The organism is Dactylosporangium sp. CS-047395, assembly GCF_050942185.1.
Taxonomy (GTDB): Bacteria; Actinomycetota; Actinomycetes; order Mycobacteriales; family Micromonosporaceae; genus Dactylosporangium.
In genome coordinates this window covers 3,891,621-3,910,349 of sequence record NZ_CP192015.1, presented here as the reverse complement: position 1 = coordinate 3,910,349, position 18,729 = coordinate 3,891,621, and the positions used below count along the sequence as shown (strand labels likewise).

Sequence of the window (18,729 nt, the reverse complement as noted above, 5' to 3'; positions counted from 1 at the left end):
GCCCGCGGGGGGCAGGAAACGGGAGCGTAGATGAGCGACTTCTCGCAAGCGTCACTGGTTGCGGCGGCCGGGGTTGACCCGTGGAAGCTGCGCGACCAGTTCACCGCCGGTGATCCGGAAGAGATCTACGCCATGGCGCGTGGGTTCAACCAGGCCGCGGCCCAGCAGGGCGACGCGGTGACCCTGGCGACCAAGGGCCTGGAGAAGGCCGGCGACGGGTACAAGGTCAACAATGCGACGCCGATCGATGTCGATGCGCAGGTCGCCGAGGCCAGCAAGCAGCTGGGCAACAACGGCGAGAAGCTGGGCAAGATCGCCAAGCTGCTGTCGGAGACGGCGAGCGACCTGTCGCAGCGCACGACCAAGGCCAACACCCAGATCAACACGCTGGTCAGCGACGTCAACGGGATCATCGGCGAGTGGAACCAGCAGGTCCGGCAGTACCACAACGACCCTGATTTCCAGCAGAACCGGCAGCAGTACATGCAGCCGTTCATCAACCGCGCCGTGCAGAAGGTCAAGGACGCCGGCGGGCCGCTGACGACGTCGATCGGCGAGTACGAGAAGTACCTCTCGGACCACCTCAAGGCCATGGCCGACCTGGGCTTCATCCCGCCGACGAACCTCGACGAGGGCCCGGGCGACGTGGACGTGCCCGACCCGACGGCCGCCGGCAAGGGCACCGTCGACGCGACGAAGCTGACCGACCCGGCCGCCGCCAAGGCCGCGTTCGACAAGAACACGCAGTACCTCGACCTGCTCAACGCCAAGCAGAAGGCCGGCGTCCCGCTGACCGAGGCGGAGAAGAACTGGCTCAAGGGGTACTACGAGGAGGTCACCCCGCACTTCGGGGAGATCAAGGACTGGGCCGACAAGCAGATCGGGGTCAAGCCGGGCGAGAAGCCCGACCAGAAGGACCCGTTCGTGCAGATGGTCAGCCGGGTCGGCGACGGCTTCCTGAACCTGTCGCAGAACGTGCCGTACAACGAGCTGCCGAAGTCGGCGCGGGACATCATCGCCAGCAACCTCGGCGTCACCGACCCGTCCGACCAGGTCGGCTTCTTCGCCACCCCGGGTGAGCGGCACATCGGCGAGCCGTGGCCGCCGAAGACCGACCCGGCGCTGCTGGCCGCGGCCGGGTTCACCGGGCTGCTCAACGACTACTCCAGCGACGGCGTGGCCCCGAGCAACGAGCTCGCGTCGAACCTCAAGGACGCCTCGCTGCGCTGGAAGCACCAGATCAACGTCATGTACGCGAACTACAAGGCCGACTACCCGATCGCGCACGGCTACGACCCGTCGCTCAAGGAACTGTCGGTCGACGACTGGAACAAGCTCATGCCGGACGAGCTGTCGTCCGACGCGCTCGGCGTGGTGGCCCGCAACCGGCCGTTCACCAACGACTGGATCGTGAACAACGCGGCCGAGCGGCGCGAGGTGATGGGCATGAACTGGCAGTCCGGCCAGGGCGCGTCCGACGTCCTGCTCTCGGCGAGCATGCGCGGGCACGGCCTGTCCGACGACGCCGCCGCCAAGGCCGGGCTGGCCATCGTGCAGGACGCCGGCACCGACTACGACGGCCTGGCGCGGATGGCCAACGACAAGGTCAAGGGCGCCATCGCGAACGTGGGCATGACCTATGTGGACTCCTTCGCGCAGTACGACACGGGCCCGAACGGCGTCACGACGATCACGCTGCCGGACGGCACGAAGATCTCGGGCTTCCAGATGGACGCCGCCACCCGCGGCAACTTCCTGAAGTTCGTCGCGGCCAGCGACCCGGGCGTCTACCAGCACTTCCGCGAGGGCACGCTGGCGCGGGGCGGGGACTACCTGGAGATGGCCATGAAGGCCGGGCACACCGACCCGAGCGATCCGGTGTACCAGCGGGCCATGGCCGACGCGATCCGCCTGACCAGCAGCACCGACGCGGCCGCGGCCGGCGTGATCAACGACATGGTGCTGCAGAACGGCATGGACGACAAGGCGAAGAAGACGGCCGAGGACCTCGCGTACGCGCAGGCGATGTCGGACTACAACGTCAAGAAGGGCTACATCGACGGCGTCAACACGTTCTTCGACATCGCCGGCCTGATGCCCCTGCCGCCGCAGGCCAGCACGGCGCTGGACGTCGGCTCGACCGCGTTCGGCATCATCACCGACGCCGCGATCCAGGAGCCCGAGGCGCCGGACCAGAACCAGTACATCACCAACCTGCAGCAGTACGTGGTGGACCTCGCCAACGGCAACAACGCCGAGGCCTCGGCCCACGCCCGGGTGCAGGACAACATCGTGGCCATGACGATCGACGCCAGCGCCAAGTCCGGCCACCCGATCATGGTGTCGGACGGCAACGGCGGCATGGTGCCGGTGACCGCGGACTCCGACGGGCAATACCCGGAGGCCGTCGTCCGCCAGATCTACAACAACCTCGACAACTACACGGTGGACCTCGGCGGGCGCACCGTCGACGGCACGATCGGCGCGCCGTCCACGTCGGACAAGGACCACGGCGGCGGGTACAACACCCAGTTCAGCACGACCGCCTCCGGCACGGGCGCGGACCAGGTCGGCTCCCTCGGCGACGCCGGCGGCAACTGGTCGAACACCGACGACCAGTACCGCATCTACTACGGCGACGAGACCCGCTTCACCTACCACGAGCCGACCACCTGGGACGGCGCCTACGTCGACAAGCAGGTGCCGGACAACAAGGGCGACACGAACACCACGGCGCCCGTCATCCCGGTCAAGTGAGGCTGACCCGACTCGGGGCGGTGCTGGCCGGCCTGCTGCTGCTGGCCGCCTGCACCGACCCCGCGCCGGACCCGGCGCCGAGTGCCACCGGGCCGGCCCCGTGCCGCACCGACGCGTTCACCCAGGCGGCGAACGCGGTGCTGTGGGCCGGGCCGAAACCCGGCGACGCCGCCAGTCAGGCGGCGCTGCCGGCCGCACTCACCGCCGTCGACGTGCGCACCGGCCAGGTCCAGTCGTACTGCGCGCTGCCCACTCCGCCGGGCGGTGCGAAGCGCGCCGAGGACCAGCTCCTGGGCGCCTACCTCGCCGACCCGGATCTGCTGCTGCGCACCCAGTACTTCTCCCCCGGGTACCGCTGGTTCGCCGCACCCGGCCTGCCGCTCGTCGACGTGGCCGGCGGCCGCATCGTGGCGACGGACTGGCCCGGCGTGACCGTCGGGCTGGGCCGCGAGATCGCGCTCATCAGGACCGGCGACGCCACCTGGTGCACCCGCACCCTGCCGCCGAAGAACGGCGACGCCTGCACCCCGCTCACCGGGCCGGGCGGGTCCGGCAGCTTCGTCATCGGCTCGGCCGGCACCCCGGTCTGGCTGCCGGCGGCCCCGCAGCCGTTCGCGTTCGACGCGGCCACCGGATATGCGAGCACCGACGGCACCCGCCTGTACGGCGCCGAGACCCTGACCGCCACCGCCCGCCAGGCGGCCCCGCTGCGCCCCGCCGATCCTCCGGTCGACCTCGACCCGACCGGCCGCGGCGGCTTCGCCACGGTCGTGCCCGGCCAGCCGCAGGGGTGGACCGGCGTCAACGACTGGTTCTGGGTCGAGTCGATCACCGACGGCACGATCCGTACCAGCCACCACCGCACCGCGGCCCGCAACAGCGACATCAGCTGGATGTGGGGCGGCGCCCGGGACCGCTCGCGGGCCGTCACCGAAGGCGGCAAGGTCGCGGTGACCGCCGCCTACCAGAGCGACGGCAGCACCCGCTTCGGCGCGCTGCAGGACGGCTCGACGAAGGTGACCGCACTCCCCCTCAAATGCCCGCGGCCGGACTCGTTCTGCCGCATCCTGGCCTGGCCGGACGGCAGCCTCGGCAACGAAAGCGCGCCCGCACCGTAGCAACCGATGCGGGCGCGCCAGGAGAACCCCGAGCCTTACGACATGCCGTCGACCACCTGTTGCGTGACGCCGCTCTTCGCCGCCACCGTGGTCACCTGCACGAGCTGATCCCCGGCGTCGGCGGTGACGTCCGCCCGCTGCCCGGAGACATCGGTGTTCACGGCGGCGCCCTGCGCGCCCTTGGCGTGCTCGGCCTTGGCCTGATCGAGCACGTTGGCGAGCGAACCGGCCGGCCCGACGTCGCCGAACGCGCCGGCCGAGACCAGCGTGCCGTTGACGGTGTTGCCGGCCTTGTCGGCCTGCTCGCTGGCCTGCCGGCTGATCTTGCCGCCCTGCCGCAGCTGCTCGGTGTCGTACGCCATGTCCGCCACGGTGTGCCTCCTGCCTATTCCTCGGGCTAATCCTCGCCCAGCACGCGCGGGCCGGCTTCCAGGTGCGCCGACCACACGTCGTCCTCGACCAGCCAGTCCGGCCGCTTGCGCTGCTTGTCCTTGCGCTCGTCGGCCGCGCCCGCCTGGGTCGGGGGCAGGTACGCCCCGCGGCCCTGACCCTGGCCCTGACCGGCGGCCCGGCCCGCGACCGGCTCCATCGGCTCGCCCGGCAGGCGACCCGCCCGGCCCCGCGCCGAAGCGGCGGTGGTACCCGGTCCCATCAGCGATTCCTGGGCCATGCCACGGCCGCCGCCGGCACCGGACCGGCCGCCGCGCCCGGCCGCCAGCAGCCCCTCTTCCGGGACGCCACCGCCGCCGGTACGGCCGCTCGCGCGCAGGTTGCGGGCCCGGTTCGTCCAGGTCGACTCCGGCTCGGTGACCAGCGATCGCCGGCGGTTGGCACCGCCGCGGCCGCCGTCGAGGCCACCCTGCATGCCGCCCTGCATCGGCGGCACGTAGGGCCGGCCGCCCTGGCTGGCCTCCTTGAGCGCCAGCTGCTCGGCCGCGTACGCCTTGGCCGCCATGCGATCGCCGGCCTGCTGGCGCAGCTGGGCCGAGGCCGGGTTGTTCGGGTCCAGGCTCGGCGGGACGAGGCCGCCGTACATGCCGCCGGTACCGCCGCCGCCACCCCCGCCGCCGCCACCGAGGGTCGGGGCGAGCGTCAGGGGACCGTTGCCGCCGAGCAGCCCGGTCGGGTTGCCGCCGCCGTCGAGGCCCTCCAGGCGCGAGGCGTACTGCTCCACCTCGCCGAACGGCTTGCCGGTGACCGGGTCGATCCAGCGCCCGGTCGTCGGGTCGTACTCCTGGCCCGTCGACGGGTCGATGAGGTACCCGGTGCGCGGGTCCTTGACCCAGCCTGCGAAGTCGCCGTCGCCCGGCCCGACGACCGAGGAGCCCGGGAACGTCCCCGAGCCGACCTGCGAGCCGTTGCCGGTCGTCGTCGTCCCCGCACCGACGCCACCGACCGTGCCGATCGTGCCGACCGTACCGATCACGGCCGCGTTGCCGTTGCCGTCGCTGTTGCCGCCCGACGAGATCGGCTGCGCGCCGCGCGAGGCGTTGTTGGTGCCGCCGCCGGGGCCGGTGCCACCGTCGTCGGCGCCGCCGCTGCCGGCCCGGGTGGGTGCCGTGTCGAGCGCGCCCGGCTGGAAGGCCTCATACGCGGCCGACCACTTGTCGATCTCCTTGTTGAGCACGGCCGCCGCCTGCGCCTCGCGGCGGTCGATGGCGTTGACCCGGCCCATGGACAGGGCCCCCTCGGGGCCGACGATCTTGTCCACGTCCTGGTTGAACTCGTACTCTTCCTGGTACATCGTCATCTGGGCGCTGCTGCCCGTGGTGGAGGCCTTCGACAGGCCGCCGGCCACCGCGTCGGCGTAGCCGCTGACGTTGCTCATCCAGTTCGCCACCGGGACGGCCCGGTCGCCGAAGTTCTGGTACGGGTCGCCGTACTGCTCGGTGACCTTGGCCGACGTGCCCTGCAGGTGCCCGGCCGCGTTGCGCAGCGCCTCGGCGAAGTTGCGCCAGGTCGTCGCCACGGACTCGAGCGAGTAGGGCTCGCCGCTCTCCAGCTTGGTCTTGGCGGTGTAGTAGTCGTAACTGGCCATGTTCGCTCCAGTTAGTAGGCGCGGGACTGGCCCATCCGGGCCGCTCGCTGGGTGGCCGGGTCGGCTTCGCGGGCCAGGTCCGCCGCGGCGAGCGTGCGGCTGGCCAGGTCGGTCATGTCGATGCCGACCTTCTTGAGCTCCTGCACCATCGACCGGTAGGAGTCGGACAACCGGGCGAAGGCCGCGGCCCCGCCGGGAATCTCACCGAACGCGGCCTGCGGAATCAGGTTGCTCAGCAACTGGTCCTGCAGATCGGCCGGCTTCTGCTTCTCCCGCAGCTCGGCCGCGGCCTTCTCGAGCCGCTCCGGGTCGAAGACCTGCCGGCCATTGTCGGTCCATCCGTACGCGTCGCCCACCGTCATCCCTCCAGGCGCTCTGACGTGACGGGCCGGGACGGATCCCGGCCCGTTCCCGTGGAAATCAGCCGGCGATGACCCGGCTCATCTGCTGGTTGGTGTCGGACGAGATCGAGCCGACGTTGTGCACCGCCATCTTCTGCGAGTTGAGGTCGGCGGTGTACTGCGCCGTGCGCTGGTGGTAGCGCGCCGTGCGGTCCTCGAGGGAGGCACCCGTGAGGGCGTCCAGGGCCTCGGAGACGACGCCGGTGAGCTTGCTGCGCACGCCTTCCCAGATCCGGTCCCAGTCGGCCTGGGAGTTGCCGGTGACGCTCGCGATGGTGGCGATGTCCTCGTTCTTGAACTCGATGTAGCCGCTGCCGCTCATCCGCTGGCCCTCTCTCTCACATGCCCTGGGCGACGGACGAACCGACACCCGCCTTGGCGGCCTGGGTGGCCTGGTCGGAACCGGCCTCCGCGGTCGCCCGCAGCTTGGCCAGGTCGTTCTGCAGCTCGGTCAGGGTCTCCGAGAGCGCCTTGCCGCCGCCGCCCAGACCGGAGAACGTCGACGAGGTGATCTGCCCCGCCGGGGCCTTCATGGCCGCCTCGCTGAGCCCCGCCTGGGCGAGGATCTTCTGGGTGACGCCCTCCATCTCGGAGACGGCGTTGTTCACGACGCTCTCCGCGGCCAGTACGGCCGAAAGATCGATCTTCACACCGGACACTGCGCACCCTCCTCAAGGTGGTGGATCGTTGCCAGTCGTTCACTCCAGCGCCGAGCACGACTCGACCAGGTGGTCCTCGGCCGTGCGAGCCTTGAAGTAGATCGACATCACGTTCGAGCTGTCCTTCGCCTTGGCCGCCGCGACCGCCTCGGTGATCGCCGCGTCCGCGTCGGCCAGGTCGCCGTACACCGGGAAACTCTCCGGCACCTTGGCGGCCTTGATGTCGCCGCGGGTGATGCCGATGCCCTGGTGGTAGTTGTCGGTGACCTGGGCCGTCTCGGCCCACACGTCATCGGGCACCTGCTGCCCCCGCGCCACGTACTTGACCTGGTTGGCCGCCCACGACGCCGCGAAGATGTGGATGTCGCTCAGCGCGGTCGAGCAGGCCGAACCCGGGATCGCGGCCACACCCGCCGGGCGGGTGAGGCTGCGCGACGGCGGCTTGGTGTAGCTCGGCGCCGCCGACGGTCCGGACGTGGTCGGGGTGCTTGACGGAGCGGCCGGGGTCGTGGCCGGGGCGGTCGGGGCCGTGCTGGTCCCCGCCTGGGGGTCGGACGAGTCCGAGCAGGCGGCCGCGAAGGCGAGCGCCGCGGCCGTCAGGGCCACGGCACGGACGCCCCGTGCGGTCGATCGCTCGTGCATGTCGTTGAACAAAGCCTGGCTCCCCCGTCGAACACCATCTTCAATATATCGTTCCAGGACAAGTATCGGCGGCCACAAGAATATTTACCTGTTCCGCGCCATGATCACTCCACCTCGGGGCGGGCGTCCAATCGGGCGAGCTGGATGGGCACGGATCCGTACCGGCGATGCACGAGCGTTCCCCGCCCGGGCGGCAGCTGCGCGGGCCGCACCCCGAACATCGGCGCCTCGTCGCGGGGCGCGCTGAGCACCACGGCCGGGAAGCTCAGCTCGCGCATCGCACCCAGGAACGGGTCCATGAGCGCCCGCGCGGCGCCGCCGGCCCGCCGGGCCACGTACGGGTACATGCCGATGTCCCGGGCCTGGGACAGGAACGGCAGCAGCGGGATCAGCGGGTTGACGCCCGAGGCCACCAGCTCGTAGTCGTCGACGAGCAGGTAGATGTCGGGCCCGGTCCACCAGCTGCGGGTGCGCAGCTGCTGCGGGGTCACGTCGGCGCCGGGCAGCCGCTTGGTGAAGCCCTCGACCAGCCCGGCGACCAGCTCCTCGGCCTGCGACTGGTTGGCCGCGTAGCCGAGCAGCGACTCGCCGGTGAACTCGCCGAGCAGGCTGCGCCGGTAGTCGAGGAGGATCACCTTGGCCTGCTTCGGCCGCCACGTGTCGACGACCTGCCGGCCGACCGCCCGCAGCGTCGAGGTCTTGCCGGACTCGGCGTCGCCGAGCAGGACCAGGCCGGGCTCGCGCCACTCGAACTCGACCGGGCGCAGCCGGCCGCCCTCCAGGCCGAGCACGATGCCCTGCTCGCGGGACTCCTTCGGCAGGTCCGCGAACTCGACCAGGGCCGGCAGCAGCCGCACCCGCGGGGCCGCCGGGCCGTCCCAGTAGTCGGCGACCGCCTGGACCAGGCCGGAGACGCCGGCGGACAGATCGTCGGCCTGGCGGCGGCGGTCGATGCGGGGTACCGCCGCCAGGAACTGCATCTTGTCCGGGCTCACGCCGCGGCCGGGCCGGTCGCCGGCCACCGCCAGCTGGGCCTTGCGGTCGATCTCGGAGTCGAGCGCGTCGCCGAGCTTGAGCTCCAGCTTGGTGCCGATGAGGTCGCGCAGGCCGAAGCGGAAGTCGAGCCAGCGGTTCGCGGTCAGCATCAGGTGCACGCCGTAGGTCAGCGACCGGGCGGCCAGGCTGATCAGCGCCGACTCCAGGTCCTCGTAGTCCTGGCGCAGCACCGCCCAGCCGTCGACGACCAGGAACACGTCGCCGAACCGGTCGTCGTCGACCACGCCCTGCTCGCGCAGCCGCCGGTAGTCGGCCATGGTGTCCACGCCGAGCTCGCGGAAGCGCCGCTCGCGGTCCTCGATGATCGCGCCGACCTCGGCCACGATCCGCCGGGCGACCTCGGCCTCCTGCCGGCCGGCGACCCCGCCGACGTGCGGCAGCCCGGACAGGCCGAACAGCGTCCCGGAGAAGTCCAGGGCGTAGAACTGCACCTCGGCCGGGGTGTGCCGCAGCGCCAGGGCGCAGATCACGGTCCGCAGCAGCGTCGACTTGCCCGAGCGGGGCCCGCCGACGACGGCCGCGTGCCCGCCGGAGCCGGCCAGGTCCACCCACATCGGGTCGCGGCGCTGGTAGAACGGCCGGTCCACGATGCCGACCGGCACCCGCAGCGGCTCGGCCCGCGGGTCGGCGCCGTAGCCGCGGCCCGGGCGCACCCGCAGGTCGGTCATGAGCGTGTCGAGGGTGTCGGGGGCGCCCAGCGGCGGCAGCCAGACCCGGTGGGCCGCGGTGCCCTGGCCGGTGAGCTGGGCGACCATCGTCGACAGGATGGTCCGCTGCGCGCTCTCGACCTCCTGCAGGTTGACCGTCTCCGTGGTGTCGGCCGGGTCGCCCGACCACGGCATCGTCCGGCCCGCCTCGGACGCCTGCGGGGCCGGCTGGAACTCGGCCTTGAACGGCCGCACCTCCAGCTCCCCGGCCAGCAGCTGGTCGCCGACCTGCTCCTGGGTGCCGTAGGGGCCGGAGACGTACGCGGCCCGGAACCGGCGCAGGTTCGCCGACTCACCCCGCATGTAGCCGTGCCCGGGCGCGCTGGGCAGGCTGAACGCGTCCGGTACGCCGAGCACCGTGCGGCTCTCCTGCTCGGTGAACGTGCGCAGGCAGATCCGGTAGGACAGGTTCGCCTCCAGCCCGCGCAGCCGGCCCTCGTCGAGCCGCTGCGAGGCGAGCAGCAGGTGCAGGCCCAGCGAGCGGCCGAGCCGGCCGATCTGGGCGAACAGGTCGGCGAAGTCCGGCTTCTGCGACAGCAGCTCGGAGAACTCGTCGACGACGATGAACAGGCTCGGCAGCGGCGGCAGGTCGGCCCCGCGCTGGCGGGCCCGGTCGTAGTCGCGGACCGAGACCAGGTTGCCGGCCGCGCGCAGGATCTCCTGGCGCCGGTTCATCTCGCCGGACAGCGCCTCCTGCATGCGGTCGACGAGGGCGAGGTCGTCCTGCAGGTTCGTGATGACCGCGGCGACGTGCGGCAGCGTGGCCATCCCGGCGAAGGTGGCGCCGCCCTTGAAGTCGACCAGCACCAGGTTCAGCGCGTCCGGGCCGTGCGTCGAGGCGAGCGCGAGCACGAGGGTGCGCAGCAGCTCCGACTTGCCGGAGCCGGTCGCGCCGATGACCAGGCCGTGCGGGCCCATGCCGTCGTACGCCGACTCCTTGATGTCCAGCTCGAGGATCCCGCCGTCGGCCGCGATGCCGATCGGGGCGCGCAGCCGGTCGCGCAGCGCCCGCGGCGCCCACAGCGACGCCAGGTCGAGGTGGCCCGGGTCGTCGATGCCGAGCAGGCCCGGCAGCGTCTGGTCGACCGTGGAGAGGTCCTCGGCCTGCGCCGTCACCACGTCGAGGCGGAACTCGGCGACCTGCTCGGCCAGCGCCGCCGCCACCGCCGGGCGCAGCGTGTCGGGCCGGCCCAGCGGGGTCAGCGAGGTGCCGACCCGGGTGTCGAGGCGGCCGTCGGCGGCGACGAGCTCCACGCCGTGGCCGCGGACCAGTTCGGCGGTCCGCCCGTCGAGGTCGACGACGGTCGCGGACTGCAGCCCGTCGGGGTTGAGCAGCAGCTCCAGCCCGGTCGTCAGGCCGCCGTCGAGGACGATGAGCAGGTGCGGCACGTCCGGGTCGGCGGCCGCGTGCCGGTTGAACCCGGGCCGGTTGGCCAGCTCGTCCTCCAGCCACTCCTCCAGCACCGCCAGCGACGGGTTGACCAGCCGCACCGGCCCCGCGTGGTCGAGCTCGGTCGGGTGCTGGGCGTGCGGCAGCCACTTCACCCAGCCCCACTGGGCGGCCTCGGCGTCGCCGGTGCACACGATCAGCCGCAGGTCGGTCGGGGCGTGCCAGGTGACGGCCTGGGCGACCAGGGCCCGGGCCAGCGAGCGGGCCTCGTCGCGGTCACCGGACAGCGCGATCGCGGCGTAGCGGCGCAGGGACAGCTGCACCGGCAGGTCCGGCACCGCCGAGTGGCTCGCGATGAACCGGCGCAGCGCCAGCGCGCACAGCGGGTCGAGGTCCTCGACCGGCCCGGTCTCGCCCGGCACCAGCTGCGTGGACAGGTACTGCGGCCCCAGCCCGAGCCGCAGCCAGCCGAAGTCCGGATCGAGCGGCCGCCGCTCCCACAGCCGCGCCGAGGCGGCCACCGACCACAGCTGGTCCGGCGCGGGCGCCACCCACTCGGCCGCCTCGCGCTGGGCGTCGGCCGTGCGCCGAACCCGCTCGCGCATCCGGCCCAGGTACCGCAGATAGTCCCGCCGGTTGTGCTCGGCGTCGGCGCGCTGGGTCGCCCGGGCCCGCAGCAGCGAACCGGCCACCATGGCCAGCGACGAGAACAGGAAGAACGACCCGGCGACGTAGGTGATCGGGTTGCTGGGCGCGGCGAAGAGGTACGCCACCGACCCCAGCCCCGACAGCGCCGGCAGCGCGGTCAGCCAGACGTTGCCCGAGTCCGGCTTGGTCAGCTCGGGCGGCGGCTGCAGCAGCACCTCGCCCTCGGGCACGCTCGGCCGCGGTGTCCGGGGCGGGCGGCGGAACGCCGTCGTGGGCAAAGCGGAACCCCCGTGTGACATATTGTGACCGTCGATGCGGCCGCTGGAACTCTTCGATCGATGAAGTTACCCTACGGACCGGCATGACAAGGCACACGAGCAGCACCGGCGTCGCCGGCGGGGGAGCGCGATGACGCGGAGTACGACGACGTTACCGTCCGTTGACACCGGCCACGGCGGGGCGTTCTGCCGGGTCCGGCTGGCCGCGCCGGGGGTCCAGGTCGACCTGGCCGTGCCGTCGGCGGTGACGCTCGCCCGGCTGCTGCCGATGCTGCTGCGCCAGGTCGGGCAGGACGAGCACGAGGCCGGCGGCTGGGTGCTGTCCACCGCCGACGCCGAGCGGCTCGACCCCGGCACGACGCTGTCCGAGGCCGGCGTGGCCGAGGGCGCGCTGCTGGTGCTGCACCGCGCGGCCGAGCGCACCCCGCCGCCCGTCTACGACGACGTCGTCGAACTCATCGCGCAGGACGGCGTGCCCCGGCCCTGGGCCACCAGGGACCTGCGGCTCGCGTGCGCGGCGCTGGTCACCGTCGCGGTGCTCGGCGGCCTCGGCGCCCTCGCGGCCGCGGGTGGCGTCATCGCCGGCGGGCTCGCCGGCGGCCTGGCCCTGCTGCTGCTCGCCATCGCCTGGGCCATGTCCCGGGCCGTCAACGACCTCGCGGCGGCGACCCTCGCGGCCGCGCTCGCCGTGCCCGGCGCCGCGCTGTGCGCCGCCGAACTGCTCGGCGGCGACTGGGGGCGCGGGCACCTGCTCATCGCCGGGGCGGCCGCGCTGCTCGTCGCCGCGGTCAGCCCGGCCGTGGTGGGCGGCGGCGACCACGTCTTCGCCGCGTTCGGCATCGTCGCCCTCGCGGCCACCCTCGGCGCCCTGATCGCGATCCTGGCCGACGCCCGGGCCGCCGCGGCCGCCGCCGTCGTGGCGCCGCTCGCCCTCGGCGCGACCACGCTGCTGCCGACGGTGGCGCTGCGCTCGGCCCGGCTGCCCCGCCAGCCGCTGCCCCGTTCCGCCGAGGACCTCGCCGAGGTGTACGGCCGCCTCGACCTCGAAGGCGCCACGCACCAGATCGCCCGGGCCCGCCGCCTGCTGTCCGGGCTGCTCGCCGGCTGCCAGGCGGTCATCGCCGGCGGCGCGCTGGTGCTGGCGGCCGACCCGTCGCTGTGGTCGCGGCTGCTGGCCGGCGTCCTCGCGCTGCTGGCCCTGCTGCGCGGGCGGCTGTTCCGCGAGCGGGAGCAGGTCGGCGCGGTCGCCGTCGCGGTGTCGGCCACGCTGCTCGTCGGGGCCGGCATCCTCGTCGTGCGGTTCCTCGGCCACCCGGGCATCCTCATGGGCGTCCTCGCCCCGTCGCTGGGCGGGATCGCGCTGCTGGCCGCGGTCATCGGCGGGTTCGCGGGCCGGCGCAAGGCGACCCCGCGGCTGGCCCGCGGCCTCGACGTGCTCGAAACGACGCTGATGCTGTCGGTGGTGCCGCTCGCGCTGGCGGTGTGGAACGTGTACCGCACCCTGATGGACCTGCGGGCGTGAAGTCCGGTCGGCCGCTGGCGGTCCTGGCCGCGCTCGCCGCGCTGCTGGTCCCCGGGGCGGCGGCGGCCGCGCCGGCGGCCCGCGCCCCTGGCGACTGCCGCAATCCCCCGGCGCCCGGCCAGCCGCTGCCGTCCAACGCGCCCCGCGACCCGACCATCGCCCGGCTGGGCCTCGAACGGGCCTGGGACCTGTCCACCGGGGCCGGGGTCACGGTGGCCGTGGTCGACTCGGGCGTCGACGGCGGCCAGGCCAAGCTGCAGGCGGCGATGGCGCCCGGCTTCGACTTCGTCCCGTCCGCGACCCCGCCGGGCTTCCAGCGGGTGGCGGGCGGGCTCGGCGACTGCGGCGACAACGGCGCCAGCCACGGCACCGCGATCGCCGGGCTCATCGCCGCCCGCCCCGGCGACGACGACCGGGTGATCGGGGTGGCCCCGGCGGCCCGGATCGCCCCGGTGCGCTTCCTGGACGGCATCGACAACTCCTCCCCCGAGATGATCGCCGCCGCCATCCGCACCGGCGCCGAGTCGGGCCAGGTGCTCAACCTGTCGTTCGCGGTGTCGGTGGACCGGGCGCCGATCCGCGACGCGATCCAGTACGCGCTGAGCCGCAACGTCGTGGTGGTCGCGGCGGCCGGCAACGAGGCGTCCAACGGCGACACGAAGTGGTACCCGGCGGCCTATCCGGGCGTGCTCGCGGTGGCCGCGCTCAAGCAGGACGGCACGCCCCTGGCCCAGTCCAACCGGGGCGACTGGGTCGGCATCGCCGCGCCCGGCGAAGGGCTCACCGCGCCCGCGTCCGGTGGCGGGTACGCCGGGGTGAGCGGCACGAGCTTCGCCACCGCGCTCGTCTCGGGGGTGGCCGCGCTGGTGCGCGCGCGCTTCCCGGGGATGTCGGCGGCGGAGGTGGTACACCGGCTGACCGCGACCGCCGTCCCGCTCGGCGCGGCCCGCGACGACCGGGTGGGCGCCGGGATGGTGGACCCGTTCGCGGCGCTGAGCGCGCAGGTCGGCGCCGGACCGGCGGCCTCGGCGAGCGCGTCCGGCCCGGTCCCCGCCGCCGGCTCGGTCCGGGTCCTGCCCCGGCCGGACGAGGGCGGCGGGATCGCCGAGCGCTGGGGCCGGCTGCTGGGGATCGTCGGGGTGCTCACCGTGGCCGCCGTCCTGGCCTACCTGGGCCGGCTGGCGCTGCGGGCGGCCCGGCAGCGGCGCAACCGGACGGGGCCGCGCACACCGGTGCAGGAGCCGGGCGCCGATCCCCCGGATGTCCGCCTGATCTGAGTGAGGCGCTTCCCCGGGGAGCCGCGGACCGTTAGGGCATGGCCTTCGCCGGGTTCAAGGCGTTCGACATCGCCACCACGGGCACGACGATCCACGGGTGCACGGCCGGCAGCGGGCCGCCGGTGCTGCTGCTGCACGGCATCCCGGAGACCCACCTCATGTGGCGGGACGTCGCCCCGCGCCTGGCCGAGCACCACACGGTCGTCGCCACGGACCTTCGCGGGTACGGCGACAGCGGCAAACCCCCCAGCACGCCCGACCACGAGCCGTACAGCATGCGCTCGATCGGCCGCGACCAGCTCGAGGTGATGCGGCACCTCGGCTACGACCGGTTCGCCGTGGTGGGCCACGATCGCGGTGCGCGCTGCGCGTACCGGCTGGCCCTGGATCACCCGGAGGCGGTGGAGCGCCTCGCGGTGCTGGACATCGTGCCGGTCGGCGCCGCCTACGCGCGGGCGGACCGGGCGTTCACCATGGCGTACTGGCAGTGGGCGTTCCTCGGCGCGCCCGAGCCGGTGCCGGAGCGCTATCTGGCCGCCGCGCCCGGGGTGCTGGTCGACTACATGACCACGGCCTGGACCGAGGTGAGCGACGCGATCCCGGCCGGCGTGCGGGCCGAGTACGCGGCGAAGCTCGCCGACCCGGCCACCGCCCACGCGATCTGCGAGGAGTTCCGGGCCGCGCAGACGATCGACGTCCGCCACGACGACGAGGACCGCGCGCGGGGCCGGACGATCCAGGCACCCGTGCTGTTCCTGTGGGGGGCGCGGGGGGCGGTGGCGCAGCTGTACCCCGACCCGCTCGCGATCTGGCGCGAGTTCGCCGGCGACGTGCGCGGCGAGCCGGTGCCGGTAGGCCATTTCATCCCCGAGGAAGCGCCCCAGGACACCGCCCACCGACTGCTGGAGTTCCTGCGATGAACCACATCCGGTACCGGACAAGGCAAGTCGACGGCCGCGAGCTCTTCTATCGCGAGGCCGGCCCGCCGGACGCCCCGGTGCTGCTGCTCCTGCACGGGTTCCCGTCGGCGAGCCACATGTTCCGCGACCTCATCCCGCTGCTGGCCGACCGGTTCCGGCTGGTCGCGCCGGACCTGCCGGGCTTCGGGCACTCCGACCAGCCGCGGGACAACACGTTCGAGAGCCTCACCGACGGCGTCGACGGGCTCATCGAGGCGCTCGGGCTGCAGCGGTACGCGCTGTACGTGTTCGACTACGGCGCGCCCGTCGGGTTCCGGCTCGCGGTGCGCCATCCCGAGCGGGTCACCGCGATCGTCACCCAGAACGGCAACGCCTACGAGGAGGGGCTCAGCGCCGACTGGGCGCCGATCCGGGAGTACTGGCGGGATCCGTCGGCGGCGAACCGGGACGCGGTGCGGGTGATGCTGGCGCCGGAGACGACGATCTGGCAGTACACGAAGGGCGCTGCTGATCCTTCGCTCGTCAGCCCGGACGGCTGGTCACTGGACAACTGCGCGCTCGCCCGGCCGGGCGCCGACGCGGTGCAGCTGGATCTGCTGCTGGACTACGCGAGCAACGTGGCCGCGTATCCGGTGTTCCACGAGTACTTCCGGACCGCGCGGCCGCCGCTGCTGGCGGTGTGGGGGCGCAACGACCCGTACTTCCTGCCGGCCGGGGCCGAGGCGTTCCGGCGCGACCTGCCCGACTCCGTGGTCCGGTTCGTCGATGCCGGGCACTTCGCGCTGGAGACGCACGCCTCAGCGATCGCCGACGCCGTCCGCGACTTTCTGACCCGCGTCGTTGCGCAGGAACGCGCCGGCGTCGGCCTCCGGTAGCGGCCTGGCGTAGAGGTAGCCCTGCCCGTACCGGCAGCCCAGGTCCCGCAGCAGCTCGTCGTCGGCCGGCGTCTCCACGCCCTCGGCGACCACGCTCATCTGCAGGGTCGCGGCGAGCTGGACGATCCCGCGGACCAGGGCGAGCTGCTTCTCCGAGACCGCGATGGTGTCGACGAAGGACTTGTCGAGCTTGAGCGTGTCGACCGGGACGCGGTGCAGGTAGGACAGCGAGGAGTAGCCGGTGCCGAAGTCGTCGATGGAGATGCGGATGCCGGCCGCGCGCAGCCGGGAGATGTCGGACGTGATCTCGTCGTGCTCGCCGAGCAGCAGGCTCTCGGTGATCTCCAGATAGAGCCGCTCCGGCGGCAGCCCGTGGCGGTGGAGGGTGGCCAGCACGACGTCGACGAAGCCGGTGGTGCGGAACTGCCGGACCGAGACGTTGACGCTGGCATACACCTCAGGCCAACCGGCCACCGTTTGTACCGCCTTGTCGAGCACCCACGCGCCCAGCCGTACGATCGCGCCGGTCTCCTCGGCCAGCTCGATGAACTGCACCGGCGGGATCATGCCGCGCTGCGGGTGGTGCCAGCGCACCAGGGCCTCGAACCCCGCGGTGCGGCCGGAGGCGAGCTCCACGATCGGCTGGAAGTGCAGCAGGAACTGGCCCGCCTCGATCGCACCCTCGAGCTGGCCGCGCAGCTGGCGGCGGGCGGCCACCTCGGCGTGCAGCTCGGCCTCGTAGCGCCGCCACCGGCCCTTGCCCTCCCGCTTGGCCGCGAGCATCGCGATCCGGGCCTCGTCGAGGTCGGCCCCGACGCCGATGCTGGCCGTCACGCGCAGGACGCTGCCGTCGATCACGAACGGGGCGGCGAGCGTGTCGAGCGTGCGGGCGGCGGTGGCGTCGTCGGGCACGGTCATCGCGAACTCGTCGGCGTTGAGCCGGGCCAGCGTCTCCTCGCCCGCCAGGGTGCGCAGCCGCTCGGCCACCGCCACCAGCAGCTGGTCGCCGACCTCCTCCCCCATGGCGTCGTTGAGCGGGCCGAAGTCGTCGAGGTTGAGCACCAGGACCGTCGCGGGCCGGCCGTGCAGCGCGTCGGTGAACCGCAGCCGGTTGCCAAGGCCGGTGAGCGGGTCGAGGTAGAGCCGCTCCAGGTGGTGGATCTCGCGGTTGAGCGCGATCCGGTCCAGCATGCTCGCGGCCTGCCCGGCCAGCACGGGAACCGCCTCCTGCAGGTCGAGCAGGACCGGTTCGGCGGCGGCGACGAAGAGCTCGCCGAGCTCCCGGTCGCCGACGCACAGCGGGCTGCACAGCGCCAGCTCGTGGTCGCGCAGGCCGGTGCGCAGCGGCGCGGGCAGGTCGCGCACGTAGACGAGGCTCTGCTGCCGCTCGACCCGGCCGAGGCTGAGCACGATCCGGTGCGGCGTGCCCTCCTCCAGCAGCCGCCCGACGGCCCGGTGCACCACCGCCCGCACCTGGCCCTCGTCGGCCGTGCCCAGCAGCTCCTCGCAGGCCCGGCGCAGCTCGGCCTCGCGGGCCATGCTGTGCCGCAGGCCGGTGACCACGGTCGACACCCGGCCCAGGGCGAGCAGGACCAGCGCCGCGGAGACCACCGCCACCACCGCCCCGTCGCGCACCGGCCCGGTCACGGCCTGGACGAACAGCACCGCCGGGGCGATGAGTGAGGCAAGACCCAGAACGCCGCGTCGGTACTGCACTGAGGCGCGCCGCGCCATCCGCGGCTCGGTCAGCCGGGTCATCGCGGGGTGCAGGGCGGCCGCCCCTCCGGCGAGGAAGAACACGACCCACAGCAGGTCGACGGTGGACCCGATGGTCCAGGTGGCGTCCAGGCGGCGCAGCGCGAAGATCACGTCCCCGGCGAGCAGCGCGCCGATCGAGACGAGCAGCATGGCCACGGACGGGCTGCGCGGCACCGTCAGCACCAGCCGGGCGAGCAGCGCGAGGGTGGCCAGGTCGGCGACGGGGTACGCGGTCGAGACGACCTTGGCCAGCACGCCGAGCTCGGCGTTGTGCAGGTTCGGGTCGACGAGGTACACCCAGAACAGGAACCCGGCCGCGATCGTGAGCATGGTGGCGTCCACGGCCCCGGCCCGGTCCCGGACCGCCGTGCCCTCGCGGCTGAGCCCCCACAGCGCCAGCACGAGCACCGGCATCGACACGGTGACGTTCCACCAGTCGCCGATCGACGCCAGGTCGCCGTAGAACAGCCCGAGGAACGAACCGGTCAGAAATGTGACGTAGTTGAGGGCGAGCAGCCGCCACGGCCAGCGGCGGCGCGGCCGGTGCCGGCGCACGCCCCGCAGGACGGCGGCGAAGGCGGTCACGGTGACGGCGACCCAGACCGCGCCGAGCGCGTCCTCGGGTACGGCGATGTAGAGGGCGAGCAGCACCAGTGACCACACGCCGTAACCGACCATCCGCG

14 protein-coding genes are annotated in these 18,729 nt (G+C 73.3%); 6 read left to right on the top strand and 8 right to left on the bottom strand.

Annotation, left to right across the window (positions count from 1 at the left end; translation table 11 throughout):
• Positions 1–30 precede the first annotated feature (30 nt).
• Together ACQP00_RS18375 and ACQP00_RS18370 are read left to right on the top strand one after the other, a co-directional pair.
• A complete protein-coding gene (locus ACQP00_RS18375) occupies positions 31–2,757 on the top strand; it encodes a hypothetical protein (RefSeq protein WP_433220637.1) in 2,727 nt (908 codons plus the stop codon).
• The gene (locus ACQP00_RS18370) at positions 2,754–3,875 is read left to right on the top strand and encodes a hypothetical protein (RefSeq protein WP_433220635.1); all 1,122 of its coding nucleotides are present in this window, start codon (positions 2,754–2,756) and stop codon (positions 3,873–3,875) included. The genes ACQP00_RS18375 and ACQP00_RS18370 overlap by 4 nt, the downstream gene beginning before the upstream one ends.
• 35 nt (positions 3,876–3,910) lie before the next feature.
• Here the strand turns inward: ACQP00_RS18370 and ACQP00_RS18365 are convergent, their stop codons facing one another.
• The 7 genes from ACQP00_RS18365 to eccCa all read right to left on the bottom strand — a co-directional run bounded on the left by ACQP00_RS18365 (position 3,911) and on the right by eccCa (position 11,646).
• The gene (locus tag ACQP00_RS18365) at positions 3,911–4,237 is read right to left on the bottom strand and encodes a hypothetical protein (RefSeq protein WP_433220633.1); all 327 of its coding nucleotides are present in this window, start codon (positions 4,235–4,237) and stop codon (positions 3,911–3,913) included.
• Between the two features lie 35 nt (positions 4,238–4,272).
• A complete protein-coding gene (locus ACQP00_RS18360) occupies positions 4,273–5,913 on the bottom strand; it encodes a hypothetical protein (RefSeq protein WP_433220631.1) in 1,641 nt (546 codons plus the stop codon).
• Positions 5,914–5,924: 11 nt separating this feature from the next.
• A complete protein-coding gene (locus ACQP00_RS18355) occupies positions 5,925–6,269 on the bottom strand; it encodes a hypothetical protein (protein ID WP_433220629.1) in 345 nt (114 codons plus the stop codon).
• 64 nt (positions 6,270–6,333) lie between these two features.
• On the bottom strand, positions 6,334–6,636 hold the full coding sequence (locus ACQP00_RS18350; protein WP_433220627.1) for a hypothetical protein: 303 nt from the start codon (positions 6,634–6,636) through the stop codon (positions 6,334–6,336).
• A gap of 16 nt (positions 6,637–6,652) precedes the next feature.
• Positions 6,653–6,964, bottom strand: coding sequence for a hypothetical protein (locus ACQP00_RS18345; protein WP_433220625.1), 312 nt, complete (start codon positions 6,962–6,964; stop codon positions 6,653–6,655).
• A gap of 48 nt (positions 6,965–7,012) precedes the next feature.
• Positions 7,013–7,615, bottom strand: coding sequence for a hypothetical protein (locus tag ACQP00_RS18340; RefSeq protein WP_433220623.1), 603 nt, complete (start codon positions 7,613–7,615; stop codon positions 7,013–7,015).
• Positions 7,616–7,719: 104 nt separating this feature from the next.
• Positions 7,720–11,646, bottom strand: a complete 3,927-nt coding sequence (gene eccCa / locus ACQP00_RS18335) for a type VII secretion protein EccCa (RefSeq protein ID WP_433220621.1) — start codon at positions 11,644–11,646, stop codon at positions 7,720–7,722.
• 178 nt (positions 11,647–11,824) lie between these two features.
• Between eccCa and eccD the strand changes: the two genes are divergently transcribed.
• From eccD to ACQP00_RS18315, 4 genes are read left to right on the top strand one after another with little or no spacing between them, the layout of a single operon-like run.
• Positions 11,825–13,216, top strand: coding sequence for a type VII secretion integral membrane protein EccD (gene eccD, locus ACQP00_RS18330; RefSeq protein ID WP_433220619.1), 1,392 nt, complete (start codon positions 11,825–11,827; stop codon positions 13,214–13,216).
• The gene (locus tag ACQP00_RS18325; protein ID WP_433220617.1) at positions 13,213–14,493 is read left to right on the top strand and encodes a S8 family serine peptidase; all 1,281 of its coding nucleotides are present in this window, start codon (positions 13,213–13,215) and stop codon (positions 14,491–14,493) included. The genes eccD and ACQP00_RS18325 overlap by 4 nt, the downstream gene beginning before the upstream one ends.
• Positions 14,494–14,531: 38 nt before the next feature.
• The gene (locus tag ACQP00_RS18320) at positions 14,532–15,413 is read left to right on the top strand and encodes an alpha/beta fold hydrolase (protein ID WP_433220615.1); all 882 of its coding nucleotides are present in this window, start codon (positions 14,532–14,534) and stop codon (positions 15,411–15,413) included.
• Positions 15,410–16,288 carry an alpha/beta fold hydrolase gene (locus ACQP00_RS18315; RefSeq protein ID WP_433220613.1) on the top strand — a complete coding sequence of 293 codons (879 nt, stop codon included), beginning with the start codon at positions 15,410–15,412 and terminating at the stop codon, positions 16,286–16,288. Before ACQP00_RS18320 ends, ACQP00_RS18315 begins: the two co-directional genes overlap by 4 nt.
• Here ACQP00_RS18315 and ACQP00_RS18310 read toward each other — a convergent pair.
• Entirely contained in the window at positions 16,211–18,724 is a 2,514-nt protein-coding gene (locus ACQP00_RS18310; protein ID WP_433220611.1) for a putative bifunctional diguanylate cyclase/phosphodiesterase, read from the bottom strand. The genes ACQP00_RS18315 and ACQP00_RS18310 overlap by 78 nt on opposite strands.
• Between the last annotated feature and the right edge of the window lie 5 nt (positions 18,725–18,729).